This is a genomic window from Streptomyces olivaceoviridis, from assembly GCF_014650115.1.
GTDB lineage: Bacteria > Actinomycetota > Actinomycetes > Streptomycetales > Streptomycetaceae > Streptomyces > Streptomyces olivaceoviridis.
The window spans coordinates 329,423-346,762 of sequence record NZ_BMUI01000005.1 but is presented as its reverse complement, the minus strand read 5'-3'; the positions used below and the strand labels follow the sequence as shown (position 1 = coordinate 346,762).

Annotated in this window: 13 protein-coding genes and 1 pseudogene; 9 read left to right on the top strand and 5 right to left on the bottom strand. The window is 73.6% G+C overall.

Annotation, left to right across the window (positions count from 1 at the left end; translation table 11 throughout):
* Positions 1-34 precede the first annotated feature (34 nt).
* Complete coding sequence (gene mgrA / locus IE273_RS12820; RefSeq protein ID WP_189815244.1) at positions 35-1,078, bottom strand: L-glyceraldehyde 3-phosphate reductase; 1,044 nt, start codon at positions 1,076-1,078, stop codon at positions 35-37.
* Positions 1,079-1,255: 177 nt separating this feature from the next.
* Between mgrA and IE273_RS12815 the strand changes: the two genes are divergently transcribed.
* From IE273_RS12815 to pgm, 3 genes are all read left to right on the top strand, one after another.
* On the top strand, positions 1,256-2,800 hold the full coding sequence (locus tag IE273_RS12815; protein WP_189815243.1) for an MFS transporter: 1,545 nt from the start codon (positions 1,256-1,258) through the stop codon (positions 2,798-2,800).
* A gap of 144 nt (positions 2,801-2,944) precedes the next feature.
* Positions 2,945-3,802, top strand: a complete 858-nt coding sequence (locus IE273_RS12810) for a chitosanase (protein ID WP_189815242.1) — start codon at positions 2,945-2,947, stop codon at positions 3,800-3,802.
* Positions 3,803-4,132: 330 nt separating this feature from the next.
* Entirely contained in the window at positions 4,133-5,773 is a 1,641-nt protein-coding gene (gene pgm / locus IE273_RS12805) for a phosphoglucomutase (alpha-D-glucose-1,6-bisphosphate-dependent) (RefSeq protein WP_189815241.1), read from the top strand.
* Positions 5,774-5,823: 50 nt separating this feature from the next.
* Here pgm and IE273_RS12800 read toward each other — a convergent pair whose 3' ends face one another.
* Together IE273_RS12800 and IE273_RS12795 are read right to left on the bottom strand one after the other, a co-directional pair.
* Positions 5,824-6,741: an SGNH/GDSL hydrolase family protein gene (locus IE273_RS12800; protein WP_189815240.1), complete on the bottom strand. Its 918-nt coding sequence runs from the start codon at positions 6,739-6,741 to the stop codon at positions 5,824-5,826.
* Between the two features lie 258 nt (positions 6,742-6,999).
* A pseudogene (locus IE273_RS12795) lies at positions 7,000-7,218 on the bottom strand (DUF5133 domain-containing protein); the annotation flags it as partial.
* Positions 7,219-7,339: 121 nt separating this feature from the next.
* On the opposite strand from IE273_RS12795, the gene IE273_RS12790 reads away from it, so the two are divergent.
* The 6 genes from IE273_RS12790 (at position 7,340) to IE273_RS12765 (ending at position 13,951) form a co-directional block, all read left to right on the top strand.
* On the top strand, positions 7,340-7,711 hold the full coding sequence (locus tag IE273_RS12790) for a TetR/AcrR family transcriptional regulator (protein ID WP_189815238.1): 372 nt from the start codon (positions 7,340-7,342) through the stop codon (positions 7,709-7,711).
* Positions 7,712-7,713: 2 nt separating this feature from the next.
* A complete protein-coding gene (locus tag IE273_RS12785) occupies positions 7,714-9,330 on the top strand; it encodes an adenosine deaminase family protein (RefSeq protein ID WP_373309331.1) in 1,617 nt (538 codons plus the stop codon).
* A 292-nt stretch (positions 9,331-9,622) separates the two neighbouring features.
* Positions 9,623-10,279, top strand: coding sequence for a maltokinase N-terminal cap-like domain-containing protein (locus tag IE273_RS12780; protein WP_189815236.1), 657 nt, complete (start codon positions 9,623-9,625; stop codon positions 10,277-10,279).
* 255 nt (positions 10,280-10,534) lie between these two features.
* On the top strand, positions 10,535-12,391 hold the full coding sequence (locus tag IE273_RS12775) for a M1 family aminopeptidase (protein WP_189815235.1): 1,857 nt from the start codon (positions 10,535-10,537) through the stop codon (positions 12,389-12,391).
* Positions 12,392-12,475: 84 nt separating this feature from the next.
* Complete coding sequence (locus IE273_RS12770) at positions 12,476-13,372, top strand: lysozyme (RefSeq protein WP_229887204.1); 897 nt, start codon at positions 12,476-12,478, stop codon at positions 13,370-13,372.
* A 63-nt stretch (positions 13,373-13,435) separates the two neighbouring features.
* The gene (locus IE273_RS12765; protein WP_189815233.1) at positions 13,436-13,951 is read left to right on the top strand and encodes a molybdenum cofactor biosysynthesis protein; all 516 of its coding nucleotides are present in this window, start codon (positions 13,436-13,438) and stop codon (positions 13,949-13,951) included.
* Positions 13,952-14,012: 61 nt separating this feature from the next.
* Here the strand turns inward: IE273_RS12765 and IE273_RS12760 are convergent, their stop codons facing one another.
* Together IE273_RS12760 and IE273_RS12755 are read right to left on the bottom strand one after the other, a co-directional pair.
* Positions 14,013-15,119 (bottom strand): FUSC family protein, encoded by a 1,107-nt coding sequence (locus IE273_RS12760; RefSeq protein ID WP_189815232.1) that lies wholly within the window; start codon positions 15,117-15,119, stop codon positions 14,013-14,015.
* A gap of 96 nt (positions 15,120-15,215) precedes the next feature.
* Positions 15,216-17,303, bottom strand: a complete 2,088-nt coding sequence (locus IE273_RS12755; RefSeq protein WP_189815231.1) for a heavy metal translocating P-type ATPase — start codon at positions 17,301-17,303, stop codon at positions 15,216-15,218.
* Positions 17,304-17,340 lie beyond the last annotated feature (37 nt).

Here is a 17,340-nt window from a genome sequence, read left to right as displayed (position 1 = left end):
TCATGGGTGCCACCGCGATGTCATGCAGTGCCGGTCAGCCGAGGTTCCCGAGCCGGGCGTCGCGCCACAGGTCCACGCCGCCCTCGGTCGCGTACCGGTCGATCTCGGCCAGCTCCTCGTCGCTGAAGGACAGGTTCTCCAGCGCGGCGACGTTCTGCTCCAGCTGTTCGACCCGCGAGGCGCCGATGACGAGCGAGGTCACCCGCTCGTCCCGGAGCGCCCAGGCCAGCGCCAGCTGGGCCGGCGTCTGCCCGCGCCGGGCCGCGATGCCGTTCAGGGCGCGCAGCCGGTCCCGCAGGTCGTCCGTCAGCCAGGAGGCGTCCAGGGACGTGCCCCGCGCGGCCCGCGAGTCCGCCGGGACGCCGTCCAGGTAGCGGCCGGTGAGCAGGCCCTGGGCGAGCGCCGTGAAGCCGATGACGCCGAAGCCCTCCTCCTGGGCCGCGTCCAGCAGGCCGTCGGTCTCGATCCAGCGGTTGAGCATGCTGTACGACGGCTGGTGGATCAGCAGCGGGGTGCCGAGCTCGCGCAGGATCGCGGCGGCCTGCCGGGTGCGTTCGGCGTCGTAGGAGGAGATGCCGACGTAGAGGGCCTTGCCCTGGCGGACGGCGGTGTCGAGCGCGCCCATGGTCTCCTCCAGCGGCGTGCTCGCGTCCAGCCGGTGGGAGTAGAAGATGTCCACGTAGTCGAGGCCCGTCCGGGCGAGCGACTGGTCCAGGGAGGCCAGCAGGTACTTGCGGGAGCCGCCGCCCTGCCCGTAGGGGCCGGGCCACATGTCCCAGCCGGCCTTGGTGGAGATCACCAGCTCGTCGCGGTAGGGCGCCAGGTCGCGCTTGAGCAGCCGCCCGAAGTTCAGCTCCGCCGCGCCGTAGGGCGGGCCGTAGTTGTTGGCGAGGTCGTGGTGGGTGATCCCGAGGTCGAAGGCGCGCAGCGCGATCTCGCGCTGGGTCTCGAACGGGCGGTCGTCGCCGAAGTTGTGCCAGTAGCCCAGGGACAGGACCGGCAGGTCCAGTCCGGAACGGCCGGTGCGCCGGTAGCGCATGGTGCCGTCGTAGCGAGCGGGGTCCGCGACGTACGTCATCGGGTCTTCTCCGGGTGGTGCCGTAGGGGTGCCCCGCGTGTGCGCGCGGGCCCGTCCACCCTGCTCCGGGGCGCCGCGCAAGTCCAACCGCCGTCCCGGATGGGATTGAGCGGTTCCGTTTCTGAATCGGACACAGGGGCAGGCGGTGATCAACGGAGCGAGAGCAAGGAGGCGCTCATGAGCGGTGCGCGGCCCGGCGGCGAACGGGAGGACCAGGAGGGGCGGCGGGTACCGGGGGCGGTGGCGCGGCTGCCGCGTCAGGTCCGGGAGGAGCTGACCCGCAGGCTGCGCCGCAAGCGGGGCGCCTTCCGCCCGGACGACGTCCAGGTCGTCGAGCCCCCGCTGCTCCGGCGCGCCGTCGGCGCCTCCGCGCTCGGCAACTGCATGGAGTGGTTCGACTTCGGCGTCTACAGCTACCTCGCCGCCACCATCGGCAAGGTCTTCTTCCCCGGAGCCTCCCCGGCCGCCCAGGTCATCTCCTCGTTCGCGACCTTCGCCGCCGCCTTCGTCGTACGGCCCCTCGGCGGGCTGGTCTTCGGTCCGCTCGGGGACCGGATCGGGCGGCAGAAGGTGCTCGCCACCACCATGATCATGATGGCGGCCGGCACCTTCGCCATCGGTGTGATCCCCGGCTACTCCACCATCGGCCTCGCCGCGCCCGTGCTGCTCCTGCTGGCCCGCATGGTCCAGGGCTTCTCCACCGGCGGCGAGTACGGCGGAGCCACCACCTTCGTCGCCGAGTACTCCCCGGACCGCCGGCGCGGCTTCCTCTCCAGCTGGCTGGACTTCGGCACCTTCACCGGCTACGCCCTCGGCTCGGCCCTGGTCACCCTGCTCAACCTGGCCCTGACGGACGAGCAGATGCTCTCCTGGGGCTGGCGCGTGCCGTTCCTGATCGCCGGGCCGCTCGGCGTGATCGGCCTCTACATGCGGCTGAAGCTGGAGGAGTCCCCGGCCTTCCAGCAGCAACTGGACGAACACGAGAAGACGCTGGCGCAGGAGTCGGCGGGCGGCGAGTTCAAGGACATCATCAGGAACCACTGGCGGCCCCTGCTCGTCTGCATGGGCCTGGTGCTGCTCTACAACGTCACGAACTACATGGTCACCGGCTATCTGCCGACCTACCAGACCGAGACCCTGCACCGCTCCAGCGGTTCCGCGGACGTCCTGGTGCTCGTCGGGATGGTGTGGATCGTCGTCCTGATCACCTTCCTCGGCCGGCTCAGCGACCGGGTCGGCCGGCGCCCGCTCTACGCCGTCGCGGCGGCGGCGATGATCGTGCTCGCCGCCCCCGCCTTCCTGCTCATCAAGGCGCACGGCACCTGGCCGCCGATCCTCGGGGTGCTGCTCCTGGCCACGCTGCTGGCCTGCTTCGCCGCCCCCAGCGCGGCCACCCTGCCGGCCCTGTTCCCGACCGCCGTCCGCTACGCGGCGATGGGCATCGGCTTCAACATCGCCGTCGCCGCGTTCGGCGGCACCACCCCGCTGGTCACCGCCGCGCTGGTCGACCTCACCGGCGACGACCTCATGCCCGCCTACTACCTGATGCTGGCCGGCGCCATCGGCCTGCTCACCGTGCGGTTCCTGCCCGAGAGCGCCCAGGTCCCGCTCAAGGGCTCCCAGCCGATGGTCGGTTCGCGGGAGGAGAGGCGCGAACTCATCAGCGCCTCCCAGGAGTTGTACGCCCTCGCGCGGGAGCGGGGTGAGGCGCGGCGCGGCTGAGCCACGGCCGCGCCGGGAGGCTTGTCCGATCCTACGAACTTCCGGTCTGCCGGGTTACCGGCCCGCACCGCGTTTGATAGGAAACTTTCCTACCAGTACTGGTGCGGACCAACTTCCCACCCCCCACTCCCCCTTGGAGCCCCTGTGGTGTACGCAGACCGCGAAGCGGAAACCCCGGCGAGCCCCGCCGGCCTCTCCCGTCTCTCCCGCCGGACCGTCGTCGCCGCGTTCGGCGCCGTCGCCTCGGGCGCCCTGCTCGGAGTCTCCCGCGCCGGCACGGCCTCGGCCGCCGCGCCGGGGCTGGACGACCCGGCGAAGAAGGAGATCGCCATGAAGCTGGTGTCGAGCGCGGAGAACTCCTCGCTCGACTGGAAGGCCCAGTACAAGTACATCGAGGACATCGGCGACGGCCGCGGCTACACGGCCGGCATCATCGGCTTCTGCTCCGGCACCGGTGACATGCTCGACCTCGTCCAGCTCTACGCCGACCGCAAGCCCGGCAACGTCCTGGCGAAGTACCTGCCCGCCCTGCGGAACGTCAACGGCACCGACTCGCACCAGGGCCTGGACCCCAACTACCCCACGGACTGGCGCAAGGCCGCCCAGGACACCGCCTTCCAGCAGGCCCAGAACGACGAACGCGACCGCGTCTACTTCAACCCCGCCGTCGCCCAGGGCAAGACGGACGGACTGCGCGCGCTCGGCCAGTTCATCTACTACGACGCCATCGTCATGCACGGCGACGGCGACGACCCGACCAGCTTCCGCAACATTCGCAAGCGCGCCCTGCGCAGCGCCAAGCCGCCGGCCCAGGGCGGCGACGAGACGACGTACCTCAACGCCTTCCTGGACGCCCGGGTGTGGGCCATGAGGCAGGAGGAGGCCCACAGCGACACCAGCCGCGTCGACACCGCGCAGCGGGTCTTCCTGCGCAAGGGCAACCTCGACCTGAACACCCCGCTCGACTGGAAGGTCTACGGCGACAGCTACCACATCGGCTGACCTCCGCCAGGAGGCGTACGGCAGGCCGGCGGGCACGGACTCCGGTACCGGAGAACGCGGCCCGGCGGCCCGCCGTGCCGTGACGCGCTGGATCACGGTGGCGGCCCGCCCGGCGGCCCCCGTGGCCCCCTGTCCCGGCCACGCCGACGGACCTGCCTGCCGGACGGGCGGCACGCGCGGACGCGGGACCGTGGCGACCAGCGGAGGTCCGGACCACGGGCCCGGCGGGCCAGGGACGTCCCGGCCGGTGGGGCGCACTCGCATGGCATGCCCCCGGCGAGGAAAGATGGGCGGTGAGCGAACGACCCACCGAAGCGGAGGAACGGACTCATGGCGCACGAGCGCGCCGGCCGGCCGGCCGGTCCCGAGGACCTTGTCGACGTGGCCCGGCTGGTCACGGCGTACTACACGCTGCACCCCGACCCGGCCGACCCGGGACAGCGGGTGGCGTTCGGCACCTCGGGCCACCGCGGCTCGTCCCTGGCGAGCGCCTTCAACGAGGACCACATCGCCGCCACCAGCCAGGCCATCTGCGAGTACCGGGCCGCCCAGGGCACCGACGGACCGCTCTTCCTGGGCGCCGACACCCACGCCCTGTCCGAGCCGGCCAGGGCCACCGCGCTGGAGGTGTTCGCCGCCAACGAGGTGACCGTCCTCATCGACAGCGCGGACGGCTACACGCCCACGCCAGCCGTCTCGCACGCGATCCTGACGTACAACCGGGGCCGCACCAGGGGCCTCGCCGACGGTGTGGTCGTCACCCCGTCGCACAACCCGCCCGCCGACGGCGGCTTCAAGTACAACCCGCCGAGCGGCGGCCCGGCTGCCTCCGACGCCACCTCCTGGATCCAGGACCGCGCCAACCAGATCATCACGGGCGGCCTGAAGGACGTACGCCGCCTGCCGTACGCCCGCGCGCTCGCCGCGGACACCACCCGGCGGTACGACTTCCTCGGCACGTACGTCACCGATCTGCCCGGCGTCCTGGACCTGGACGCCGTCCGCGCGTCCGGCGTGCGCATCGGCGCCGACCCGCTCGGCGGCGCCTCCGTCGCCTACTGGGGCCGGATCGCCGAGCAGCACGGCATCGACCTGACCGTGGTCAACCCGCACACCGACCCCACCTGGCGGTTCATGACGCTGGACTGGGACGGCCAGATCCGCATGGACTGCTCCTCGCCGTACGCCATGGCCTCCCTCATCGAGCAGCGCGACCGCTTCCGCATCGCCACCGGCAACGACGCCGACGCCGACCGGCACGGCATCGTCACCCCGGACGCGGGCCTGATGAACCCCAACCACTACCTCGCCGTCGCCATCTCCTACCTCTTCCGGCACCGCGACCAGTGGCCGGCCGCGGCGGGCATCGGCAAGACGCTTGTCTCCTCCACCATGATCGACCGGGTCGCCGGGGACCTCGGCCGCCGGCTCGTCGAGGTACCCGTCGGCTTCAAGTGGTTCGTGGACGGACTGGTCGGCGGCGACCTCGGATTCGGCGGCGAGGAGTCGGCCGGCGCGTCCTTCCTGCGCCGGGACGGCTCGGTGTGGACCACCGACAAGGACGGCATCATCCTCGCCCTGCTCGCCTCCGAGATCACGGCCGTCACCGACAAGACCCCCTCGGAGCACTACGCCGACCTGACCGCCCGCTTCGGCGCACCCGCCTACGCCCGCATCGACGCCCCCGCGACCCGCGAACAGAAGGCGCTGCTCGCCAAGTTGTCGCCGGCGCAGGTCACCGCGGACACGCTGGCCGGGGAGGCGGTCACGGCCGTGCTCACCGAGGCGCCCGGCAACGGCGCCGCGATCGGCGGCATCAAGGTCACCACCGAGAACGCCTGGTTCGCCGCCCGGCCCTCGGGCACCGAGGACGTCTACAAGGTGTACGCCGAGTCCTTCCTCGGTGCCGACCACCTCGCCCGGGTGCAGGAGGAGGCCCAGGCCGTGGTGCTGGGAGCGCTCGGCGGCTGAGCGGGCGGCGGGGCGGTCTCCCGGTCCCGGGCCGCCCCGCCGCTCCCGGCTCAGTTCCGTCCGCGTCCCCGGTCCAGGCGGTCCAGCACGGCCTCGGCCATGGCGGCTTCGCCCTTGGCGTTGGGGTGTGCCGGGGCGGCGGGGGAGGACGGTTGCAGCGGCTCGATCCAGCGGTCCGCCGGCGCCTTGCACATGTCGTGGCCGACCGTGGGGCCGTACGTGTCCACGTACTCGGCCCGGTTCACGCCGGCCACCAGCCGCAGCATCAGGTTCAGCCGCTTCTCGGTGTCCCGCAGGTAGGCGAAGTCCTGCTGGGCGAAGGGGACTTGCGGGAAGCAGCCGCTGCCGTCGTCGGGCAGGAGGTCCGGGTAGCCGACGACGACCACCCGGGCGTGCGGCGCCCGGGCGTGCACGGCCCGCAGCACCCGGCCGATCTTCGGCGCGGTCCGCACGACGGTGAGGGCCAACTGGTCGTGACCGGAGGCCGTGTAGGAGCGCTCGCAGGGGTTGCCCGCGGGGTCCTGGGCGGCCAGGCGGGCGCAGGTGGTGATGATGGAGCCGAAGCCGACGTCGTTGCCGCCGATCTGCACCGTCACCAGGTCCGTGTGCCGGTCCAGGGCGTCGAGCTGGGGCGGGTTGGTGCCCTGCGCCTGCCACATCTCGGCGGTCGTCGCCCCGCCGCAGCTCACGTCCGTGAAGGCGGCCACCTGCCGCCGGGCGGCCACGAGCGAGGGGTAGTTGCGGTCCGAGCGCGCGCAGTCGGCGTCCACCTGCCGGGGGATTCCGGGGCCCGAGGTGTAGGAGTCGCCGAGCGCGACGTAGGCGCTCGCGCGGCCGGGTCCGCCGGGGTGCGCAGCGGCCGGTGCCGTGCCGGCGGCGACGAGGGCGCAGCCGCCCAGTGCCGCTCCGAGCACGGCGCTCCGCCGCCGGCCTCTCGCCCCGCCCGCCGGATGCCTGCCGTTCGCCATGAGTCCTCCCCCTGAGCCCGCTGCGGCGCGCGGCGGCACCACCGAAGAGCGGCCCTCGCGCGTTCGACCGGGCCTGTATACCGTCCGGTAGGTCCCGCCGACCAGAAGCGGGACGCGACGAGTTCAGGGGGGAGGGGCGGGCGACAGCCTTGGGGAGGGGACGGTTCAGACCCCGGACACCTGTTCCGCCGGGGCAGACGTCTGGAGCGGGGACGCCGGCTGGAGCGCGGCCGTCGTCTGGAGCGTGGCCGTCGTCTGGAGCAGGGAGTCGTCCTCCGGGCGCGCGCCGGAGAGGCGGTGGCGGGCGGCGATGAGGGCCATGTCGACATCCCGGGTGCCGGTGGCCACGCACAGCGTGTAGGAGATGTCCGCCAGCCGCTGCCGGGCCTCTGGAGTGCTCTCCTCGGCGCCGAGCAATGTGAGGGCCTCGTACTGGGCGATGAGGTCCTCCAGTACCGCGGGGTGGGCCATGAGCATGCGATCCGCCTCTCTGATGGGTCGCCGATGTACGAAGTCGCAGCGCGAATACCCGCGCATCCGCCGCGCATTCCCCCAGGCGCCCCTTGAGGCACAGTGGTGTGAGCGACTGGATACTCACATGAAGCCAAGGCGGGCCGGCATCTCGCAGGCGTACGTCTGCTGGCTCTTCCCGAACAAGGAGCTGCTGTTCACCGCCGTGGTCGAGCACTGCTTCGTGCGGGCGCGGACCTGTCCGGAGCGGGCCGCGGCCGAGGCGCGGGGCTGCTCCCCGGAGGCGGTGCTCGGCGCCATGGGGGACGCCTACGCGCGGCTGGCGGAGTACGGGCACGGCGCCTCGGGCGGCGGCGAGGAGCAGGTCCGGGAATTCTTCGCACGGGGCATGCTGTGCCACCTGATTCGGCGCACGGCGGTGTGCCCCTGCGTCACCCGGTCGGGTGCTCTCCGCCCGGGATGTGCCGGATCAGGGCACGCCGCCGTGATCTTTCCGTGATCATGCCCCCTGTGAGTCTGCAACGTCGAAGTGCCCTGAGCCGGCGGGTCGTTCCGGCCGTACTCGGCACCCTCAGTGTCCTGTCCCTGCTGTCCGCCCTGCCCGCCGCAGCCCAGCCGGCGCGGCGGGACCACCGGCCCGCCGCACCACCGCCCCGGCAGGTCACCGCCGCGGAGGCGCGCACGGACGCCCGTCTCCGCTCCCTCCGCGACCGGCCCGCGGCCCTGCGGGAGTTCTTCCGGCAGCTCCCCAAGGGCGGAGACCTGCACAACCACCTCTCCGGCGCGGTGTCCACGGAGTACCTGATCGAGTTGGCCGCCGAGGACGGGCTGTGCGTCGACACCGCGACGCTGACCGCGGTCACCCCGCCCTGCGGCGCCGGAACCCGGCCCGCCGCCGACGCGCGCACCGACCGCGCCTTCCACGACGCGCTGGTGCGCGCCTGGTCCATGCAGGACTTCCCGCCCGACGAGAGCGGGCACGACCACTTCTTCGACACCTTCGGCAGGTTCGGCGAGGTCACCTGGCGCCACCGGGGCAAGCTGCTCGCGGAGGTCGCCGACACCGTCGTCCGCAACAACCAGTCCTATCTGGAGACGATGGTCACCCCGGCCTCCGACGGCGCGAAGAAGCTCGCCGCCGAGGTCGGCTGGGACGACGACCTCGCCGCGCTGCACCGCGAACTGGTCGCGGGCGGCAAGCTGGACAAGCTGGTCGCCGAGGCCCGCGAGGAGGCGGACGACGGCGACGCCGAGTTCCGCGCCACCGAGCGGTGCGGCACCCCGCAGGCGCGGCCCGGCTGCGGCCTCACCGTCCGCTGGATCTCCCAGGCCTCCCGGGGCAGCGCCCCGGAGCGGGTCTTCACCCAGCTCGCCCTCGGCCTGCGGCTGGCCGAGGCCGACCCGCGGTTCGTCGCCGTGAACCTCGTCCAGCCCGAGGACTCGGACACCTCCCTGCGCGACTACAGCCTCCAGATGCGCATGGTCGGCTACCTGCGCACCCAGTACCCGAAGGCGCACGTCACCCTGCACGCGGGCGAGCTGTGGCCCGGGCTGGTCAAGCCGCGGGACCTGAAGTTCCACATCCGTCAGGCCGTGGACGTCGCCCGCACCGAGCGGGTCGGGCACGGCGTCGACCTGGTCCACGAGGACGACTGGCGGCGCACGGTCCGCACGATGGCGGACCGTCAGGTGGCGGTGGAGGTGCCCTTCTCCAGCAACGCCCAGATCCTCGGCGTCAAGGGAGCCGACCACCCCTTCACCACCTACCGCCGCTACGGCGTCCCCGTCGTCCTCGCCACCGACGACCCCGGGGTGTCCCGGATCGACATCAGCCACGAGTACCAGTACGCCGCCGCCACCTACGGCCTGCGCTACCCCGAGCTGAAGGACCTGGCCCGCGCCTCCCTGGAGTACGGCTTCCTGCCGGGCGCGAGCCTGTGGCAGGGCAACCCCACCGCCAAGGGGTACCAGCCGGTCCCGGCCTGCCGTGCCGAGCACCCCGGCCTCCCCGTGCGCGGCGCGGCCTGCCGGCACCTGCTCGCCGACAGCGCCAAGGCCCGCCTCGAATGGCACCAGGAGGCCGCCTTCGCCGTCTTCGAAAGGACGCACAGGGGCTGATCCCGGTGCCCGGTGCCCGGTGCGTCGGTGGCGGAGGTCGCCGACGTGCCGGTGCCGCGCCGGCGCCGGGTGGCCGGCTGGGCCGAGGGCACCGCGGCGGACTACCGGGAGGGTGTCCTCGTGGCCCGGTCCCGGACGCCGTGGTCGGCCGCCGGTCGCGCCGGGGGGACCAGCCGTCCCCGATCGGTCCTCGTCCCGCCCCCGTACCGGGTCGGATTCCAGCGGTGGCCGGTGGGAACGGTGTGGAAAGCTGGGCGGGTCCGCGTCCGCGCAACGGGAGGCAACCACCCGCATGGCCGTCATCCACCACACGACCCTCAAGCCCAGCAAGACGGAACTGCTCGCCGACTGGCTGCCCAGCCGCCCCTGGTACCGCGGCGGCCCGGCGGCGCCCGTGCTGGAGAAGTCCGGCGGCTTCCGGCTGGACGACCCCGAGGGCGAGGTCGGCATCGAGTTCATGGTGGCCACCGACACGTCGAGCCCCGGGCGTACGGCCTATCTGGCACCGCTCACCTACCGAGGGGCGCCGCTGGAGGGCGCCGAGCACGCGCTCGTCGGCACGATGGAGCACGGGGTGCTGGGCACGCGCTGGGTGTACGACGGCTGCCACGACCCGGTGCTGGTCACCGAGTTGCTGGCGCTGATCGAGGGCAGGGCGCGGGCGATGGCCCAGAGCATCACGGACACCCCCGACCACGAGGTGACCCGCTCCTACGGCGGCGCGGCCCTCGGCCCGCACCGCTTCACGCCCGAGCCGGCCGACGGCGAGGACGGCACCCGACTCCCGGTGCCCGGGGGCCTGTCCCTGCACGTCCACCGTGTCCTCACCCCCGTCGCCGAGAACCCGCCGCTGCCGCCGCGGGACGCCCTCGGCCATGTGGCGACCGGCTGGCCGGGCCCCGACGGCACCCGTCTGCGGGCCGTCTTCATGACGCTGCGCACCCTCTGATCCCGGCGGGCGCCGCCCGCGGGCCGGCGGGCGGCGCCCGTGACACGTCACGCAGCGGGCACCCCGCCCGCTGGTCTGGCATGGACCGGTCAAATCTGTCACTCTTTCGGCAGCCCGCGCCCCGACCCACAGGGGCGCGCGCCGCACCTGAGCACAGCGATCGCGCGAGCCCCACCCCGGCCGCCCCGGCGCACCCCAGCCGGCCGGGCGGTCCTTCGAGCAGGCCGGACCCCGGCCGCCGCAAAGGAGTAGCGTGTGAGACCGACCCCCCACAGGGCCCTCGGCGTCGGCGCGGTCACCGTCGCCGCGCTGGCCGCCCTCTTCCTCCCCGGCACCTCCGCCGCCGCCCGGCCCGCCACTGCTCCCGCCGCCTGCACCCCGGCGCAGGTGGTCGCCAACGGCGGCTTCGAGAGCGGCACTTCACCGTGGACCCAGTCCGCGTCCACCGTGATCACCAGCCGCTCCGGGCAGACCGCCCACGGCGGCAGCTCCTACGCCTGGCTGGACGGCGCCGGCGGCACCCGCACCGACACCCTCGGCCAGAGCGTGACCGTCCCGTCCGGGTGCGGCGCCGCCACCCTCACCTTCTGGCTGCACATCGACACCGCCGAGACGACCTCGTCCACCGCCTACGACAAGCTCACGGCCAAGCTCGGCGGCACCACGCTGGCCACCTACTCGAACCTGGACGAGAACACCGGCTACGTGAAGAAGTCGATCGACGTGTCCTCGTTCGCCGGCCAGACCGTGAACCTGTCCTTCACCGGCACCGAGGACTCCAGCCTCCAGACGAGCTTCGTCCTGGACGACATCGCCCTCGACACCTCGGACGGCACCACACCACCGCCGGCCGACTCCGCACGGACCCCGGCGGCCCCGTCGTACACCGTGAACCTGAGCAGCGACACCAGCGGCACCGTCTGGACCGGGCGCGAGAGCGTGACCTTCACCAACGCCTCCGCCACCGCGCTCGGCGAGGTCTACCTCAGGCTGTGGGACAACTACCACGGCAGCTGCGACGCGATGCCCGTCAAGGTCGGCAACGTCACCGGCGGCACCGCCGGCGCCCTCTCCGTCGCCTGCACCGCCCTGGAGATCGACCTGCCGAGCCCGCTCGCCCAGGGCCAGAGCGCCACCATCGGCTTCGACCTCGGCATCACCGTGCCCAGCGGCGCCGACCGCTTCGGCCACGACGGCGCGTTCAGCTTCGTCGGCAACGCCCTGCCCGTCCTCGCCGTCCGCGACGGCGCCGGCTGGCACCTCGACCCGTACACGAACAACGGCGAGTCGTTCTACTCCCTGGCCGCCGACTTCAAGGTCACCCTGGACCACCCCAGCACCCTGCTGGTCCCGGCCACCGGCACCTCCACGGACACGCCCGGCTCCAGTGGCCGTACCGTGACCACGGCCACCGCCTCCAAGGTCCGTGACTTCGCCTGGGCCGCCGGCCCCTTCACCAAGATCTCCGGCACCTCGGCCGCCGGCGTCCCGGTGAACGTCTACTCCGTCTCGGGCATCAGCTCCACCAGCGCCCAGTCGATGCTCAGCACCGCCAGGACCGCGGTCGACGCCCACGCGGCCCGGTTCGGCGCCTACCCGTACGGTGAACTGGACGCCGTCATCGACAACAACTACTGGTTCGGCGGCATGGAGTACCCCGGGTTCGTGCTCGACGTGGTCAGCACCACCGCGCTCACCCACGAGATCGCCCACCAGTGGTGGTACGGCATCGTCGGCGACGACGAGTACACCAGCCCCTGGCTGGACGAGTCGTTCACCGACTACGCCACCGACCTCGCCCAGGGCAAGACCGGGAGCAACTGCTGGAGCGGCGTCTCCTGGGCCTCCAGCGCCGAGAAGATCACCAACTCGATGGCGTACTGGGACGCGCACTCCTCCCGGTACTCCACCGTCGTCTACGGCTACGGCAAGTGCGCCCTGCACGACCTGCGCCGCGTCCTCGGGGACACCGCCATGGCCAAGCTGCTCAAGGACTACGCGACCGCGCACTGGTACGGCGTGTCCACCACGGCCGAGTTCAAGGCGGCGGCCCAGGCCGCCACGAGCACGGACCTGACCTCCTTCTGGACGCAGCACCGCATCGAGGGGTGACGGGCACCCACACGGGTTGAAACCGGCCGCGGACAGCCTCGTTGGGCGCAGCCCGGAGTGCGCGAGGGCCCGGCCCCGGGTCGGATGGATTCCGTGCGAATCCCCGTACTCCGCTCCCGTGGCCGGTCCCGCCTGTGCCTCGCCGGCACCCTGACCTGCCTGCTGCTGTTCCTGTCCAGTCCCCCGGCCGCGTCCGACGCGACCGGGGGAGCGCCCGTGCGCGGCAGCGCCTACATGGGCATCGGCGTCCTCGCCCACGACGGCGAGTCCGGCGATCCGCCCCCGGACCCCCGCGCCTCCCAGACGGAGGGAGTGGACGTCTCCAGCCACCAACTCGACGTCGACTGGCCGACGCTGTGGAACGACGGCACCAAGTGGGCGTACACCAAGGCCACCGAGGGCACGTCCTACACCAACCCCTACTTCACCCAGCAGTACGACGGCTCGTTCGACATCGGCATGGTCCGCGGCGCCTACCACTTCGCCACCCCGGACACGGCCGGCGGCGCCGCCCAGGCCGACTGGTTCGTGGAGCACGGCGGCGGCTGGTCGAACGACGCCCGGACCCTCCCCGGCGCCCTCGACATGGAGTGGAACCCGTACGGCGACTCCTGCTACGGCAAGTCCAAGAGCGGCATGGTCAGCTGGATCCGGGACTTCCTGGAGCGCTACAAGTCCCGCACCGGCCGGGACGCGGTCATCTACACGGCGACCAACTGGTGGGTCGAGTGCACCGGTGACTACGCCGGCTTCGGCGAGACCAACCCGCTGTGGATCGCGCGGTACGCCTCGACGGCCGGGCCGCTGCCGGCCGGCTGGACGTCGTACACGATGTGGCAGTACACCTCCAGCGGCAAGACGGTCGGCGACCACGACCGCTTCAACGGCTCGCAGGACGGGCTGCGGGACTTCGCCACCGACGACACACCGGACGCGCAGGCGCTGCGGACACCCGGTTCCGGGGCGGTGGCACGGTCCTGATCCCCGGGTGACGGACGGACCGCCGGGCACCGGGCACGGGCCGGCGCTGGTTAGGCTCGACGCGTGCCGCATGTCGAGATACTCCAGTTGCTGGTGTCCCCGGTGCACCGCCTCGCGGGCCGGCCGGGCGACGGCCTGCCCGAGCTGCCGTCCGGTGAACTCGTGACGACGGCCGAGGTCCGCGCGGGCCTCGGCATCGTCGGGGACCGGTACTTCAACCACCCCGCCCACCGCAACGCGTCGATCACCCTCATGGCCGCCGAGCGACTGCCGCAGCCGGGGCCGTACCCGGCCGACCTGCTGCGGACCCGGCGCAACGTCCTGCTGCGCGGGGTCGACATCGACGCCTACATCGGCAGGACCGTCTTCCTCGACTCCGGTTCCGGACCGGTCGAACTGGAGGTGCGCAGCGCCGCCCGGCCCTGCGCCTGGATGAACACCACCCTCGGGCCCGGCGCCCAGCGGGCCCTGCGCGGCGGCGGGGGAGTGCGCTGCCGGCCGCTGACCGACGGCGTCCTCACCGTGGGCCCGGCCGTGTTCGGGGTGCGCGAACCAGGGGGCCCGGCGCCCGGCGCATGAGCGCGACGACCGAGTGCGGCCCTGGGGAGGGCGCCGAGGCGGCGACTGACCGGGGCCGCGCTCACCTGCCCGAGGCGGCCAACTGGTCGGCCAGCCGGTGGGCCTGGGCGAGCAGCGCGCCGTAGGTGGCGACCTCGTCGGGGTCGTCCGTCGTGGAGCGGACCAGGTCCCGGCGCAGGTCGCCGAGCGTGCCGCGCAGCCGCGCCACCGCCTCGCGCAGCTCGTCCTCGCACTCGTCGCCGAACCGGCTGTGGCTGTAGAGCCGCAGCGCACGGGCGGTCTCGCACAGGAACTGCGCGTACTTCTTCGCGAGCCCCGGGTGCGGCCGGGACGCCGAGCGGTCCTCGGCGGCGGCCTCCAGCACCGTGCGGGTCACCCCCGCGGTGTGCACGGCCGCGTAGTCCAGCACCACCAGCGCGTCGTCGTACCCCTTCCCGGGCAGCGGCAGGGCCGGCTTGCGGCGCCCGCGCAGGTTGACGCGCAGGCTCTCCCGGCTCCACTCGACCGCCGAGCGGGCCCGCTCGACCAGTCCGTGCAGCCGCAGCGCGCGCTGGTGCCAGGCGTCGGCCTCCTCCGCGTCCCAGCGGCTCTCGGCCAGTCCGCCGGCCACGTCCCGCAGGATGTCGTGGGCCTCCTCGGTCGCGTCCCGCAGCACGGCACGGGTGTCGCGCAGATACAGCGGCGGCCGGACCAGCGCGTTGACGGCGATGCCGACCACCGCCCCGAACAGGGCCTCGGTGAGCCGGGCCGTGGAGGTGGCGACGGTGACCGAGCCGTTGGTGAGGACGAACAGGGCGCCCGTGGCCGCGTAGATGCCCTGACTGCCCAGCCTGCGCCACTGGCCCAGCAGCATCACCAGGGGGAGTACCACGGCCATCGCGGCCACCGTGCTGTGCATCAGCAGTCCGACCGCGGTCGCCGCGACCGTGCCGGCCGCGATCGCCGCGAGCTGTTGCAGGCCGTGCGCGATCGACCGGTACACCGTCGACTCCACCAGGACGACCGCGACCCACGGCGCGACGAACGCGACCGGTGCCCGCAGCCACCAGCCCGCCACCGCCCACGCCACCCACGCGGCCAGCGCCGCCTTCACCGCCTGGACGGTCAGGTCCCGCTCCCGGCACGGTCCCGCGCAGGCCCGCCGCACCGCACCCGCCACGCCCGCCACGCCACGCCGTACTCCTTGCCAGGTCAGTCGTATCCCACGCACGGCGCCCCGGGTGCCACCGTTGGCGCCGCCTCATGCCACCGGGACCGGAACGGGTCAGGCGCGGTCGGGGGCCGTCCGTGCCGCCTCGCTCCAGGCGGCCTCGCGCAGCAGGCGCAGACCGTTCAGGCCGACGAGGACCGTGGAACCCTCGTGGCCGAGGACGCCCAGCGGCAGCGGCAGCGTGCCCGCGAGGTCCCAGACGACCAGGCCGGAGATGAACACCGCCGCGACGACGAGGTTCTGCACGACCAGGCGGCGGGCGCGGCGGGAGAGGGCCACGACGGCGGGCACCGCGGCCAGTTCGTCGCGCACGATCACCGCGTCGGCGGTCTCCAGCGCCAGATCGGAACCGGCGCGGCCCATCGCGACACCGGTGTGCGCGGCGGCCAGCGCGGGCGCGTCGTTGACGCCGTCCCCGACGACCAGCACCCGGCGGCCGGCGTCCTGCCGCTCCCGCACGGCGGCCACCTTGTCCTCGGGCAGCAATCCGGCCCGGACGTCGTGGATGCCGACCTCGCCGGCGAGCCGGGCGGCGGCGCGCGCGTTGTCCCCGGTCAGCAGCGTCGGGCGGGCCCCGGTCAGCGCGGTGAGCGCGGCGACGGTGACGGCGGCGTCCGGCCGCAGCCGGTCCGCGACCCCGAGCACCCCGGCCGGAACGCCGTCCACCACGACCAGCACGGCGGTCCGGCCACCGGTTTCGAGCCGCGCGACGAGGGAAGCGGCGGCGCGGTCCGGTGCCTGCCGAGTGGTGACCGGGGAAGCGGTGGCGGCGGAGTCGTACCGGTCCGCGTGCGACGGCCCGGTCGGCGTGCCGTCGTCCGGCGTCTCGCTCGTCCCGTTCAGCAGACGGGCGGGCGCGCCCACCGCGACCGTGCGGTCCCCGACCGCCGCGGTGACGCCGACGCCCGGTGCGGACCGGAAGCCGAGGGCGGTCGGGACGGCGAGGTCACGGGCGCGCGCGGCGTCCACCACGGCCCGGGCCAGCGGGTGCTCGCTCGGATGCTCGGCCGCCGCCGCGAGCGTGAGCAGTTCCCGCTCGCCGAGACCGGCACCGGGCAGCGGTACGACGTCCGTCACCCGTGGCGTGCCCTCGGTCAGGGTGCCCGTCTTGTCCAGCGCCACCGCGTCCACCTGCCCGAGGCGTTCCATCACCACCGCCGACTTGACCAGCACCCCGTGCCGGCCCGCGTTGGCGATCGCCGACAGCAGCGGCGGCATGGTCGCGAGCACCACCGCGCACGGCGAGGCGACGATCATGAAAGTCATGGCCCGTAGCAGCGACCCGGTCAGCGCGGCACCGAAGGCGAGCGGCACCGCGAACACGGCGAGCGTCGCGGCGACCATGCCGAGCGAGTAGCGCTGTTCGACCTTCTCGATGAAGAGCTGGGTCGGCGCCTTGGTCTCGGACGCCTCCTCCACCATGCGCACGATCCGGGCGATCACCGAGTCGGCGGCGTCCCGGCCGACCCGCACCCGCAGCGCGCCGGTGCCGTTGAGGGTGCCGGCGTACACCTCGTCGCCGGGCTCCTTGGCGACGGGCAGCGGTTCACCGGTGATGGTGGCCTGGTCGACCTCGCTCGTCCCGTCCAGCACCCGGCCGTCGGCGCCGATCCGCTCCCCGGGCCGCACCAGCACGGTGTCGCCGACGGTGAGGTCCGCCGGCGCGACCGCCTCCTCGGTGCCGTCCGCGCGCAGCCGGGTCGCGGTGGCGGGGGCGAGGTCGAGCAGGCCGCGCACCGAGTCGGCGGTCCGGACGGTGGCCAGCGCCTCCAGCGCCCCGGAGGTGGCGAAGATGACGATCAGCAGGGCGCCGTCCATCACCTGGCCGACGGCCGCCGCACCGAGCGCCGCCACGACCATCAGCAGGTCGACGTCCAGGGTTCGGTCGGCCAGCGCCCGCAGCCCCGCGCGCGCAGGCTCCCAGCCGCCGGCCGCGTAGGCGAGCGCGTACGGCACGCCCCAGGCCCAGCCGGGCGCGCCGGTGAGCTGGAGGGGCAGGGCGAGCAGGAACAGCACCGTGGCCGCCGCCGCCCAGCGGGCCTCGGGCAGTGCGAGGACCCGGGTGCGGCGCCGGGGTGCGGCGGGCTCGGCACGGGCGGCCCCGGTGGACAGGGGGCGGCGGTCGGCGAGGACGGAGGGCATGGCGGGGGGACCCTTCGGCGGGGTGGACGACGGGGCA

Excerpts from the sequence above, each read along its gene's own strand:
- mgrA (WP_189815244.1), bottom strand. The coding sequence starts at position 1,078 with ATGACGTACGTCGCGGACCCCGCTCGCTACGACGGCACCATGCGCTAC.
- IE273_RS12815 (WP_189815243.1), top strand. The coding sequence starts at position 1,256 with ATGAGCGGTGCGCGGCCCGGCGGCGAACGGGAGGACCAGGAGGGGCGG.
- pgm (WP_189815241.1), top strand. The coding sequence starts at position 4,133 with ATGGCGCACGAGCGCGCCGGCCGGCCGGCCGGTCCCGAGGACCTTGTC.
- IE273_RS12800 (WP_189815240.1), bottom strand. The coding sequence starts at position 6,741 with ATGGCGAACGGCAGGCATCCGGCGGGCGGGGCGAGAGGCCGGCGGCGG.
- IE273_RS12790 (WP_189815238.1), top strand. The coding sequence starts at position 7,340 with ATGAAGCCAAGGCGGGCCGGCATCTCGCAGGCGTACGTCTGCTGGCTC.
- IE273_RS12785 (WP_373309331.1), top strand. The coding sequence starts at position 7,714 with ATGCCCCCTGTGAGTCTGCAACGTCGAAGTGCCCTGAGCCGGCGGGTC.
- IE273_RS12780 (WP_189815236.1), top strand. The coding sequence starts at position 9,623 with ATGGCCGTCATCCACCACACGACCCTCAAGCCCAGCAAGACGGAACTG.
- IE273_RS12770 (WP_229887204.1), top strand. The coding sequence starts at position 12,476 with ATGGATTCCGTGCGAATCCCCGTACTCCGCTCCCGTGGCCGGTCCCGC.
- IE273_RS12755 (WP_189815231.1), bottom strand. The coding sequence starts at position 17,303 with ATGCCCTCCGTCCTCGCCGACCGCCGCCCCCTGTCCACCGGGGCCGCC.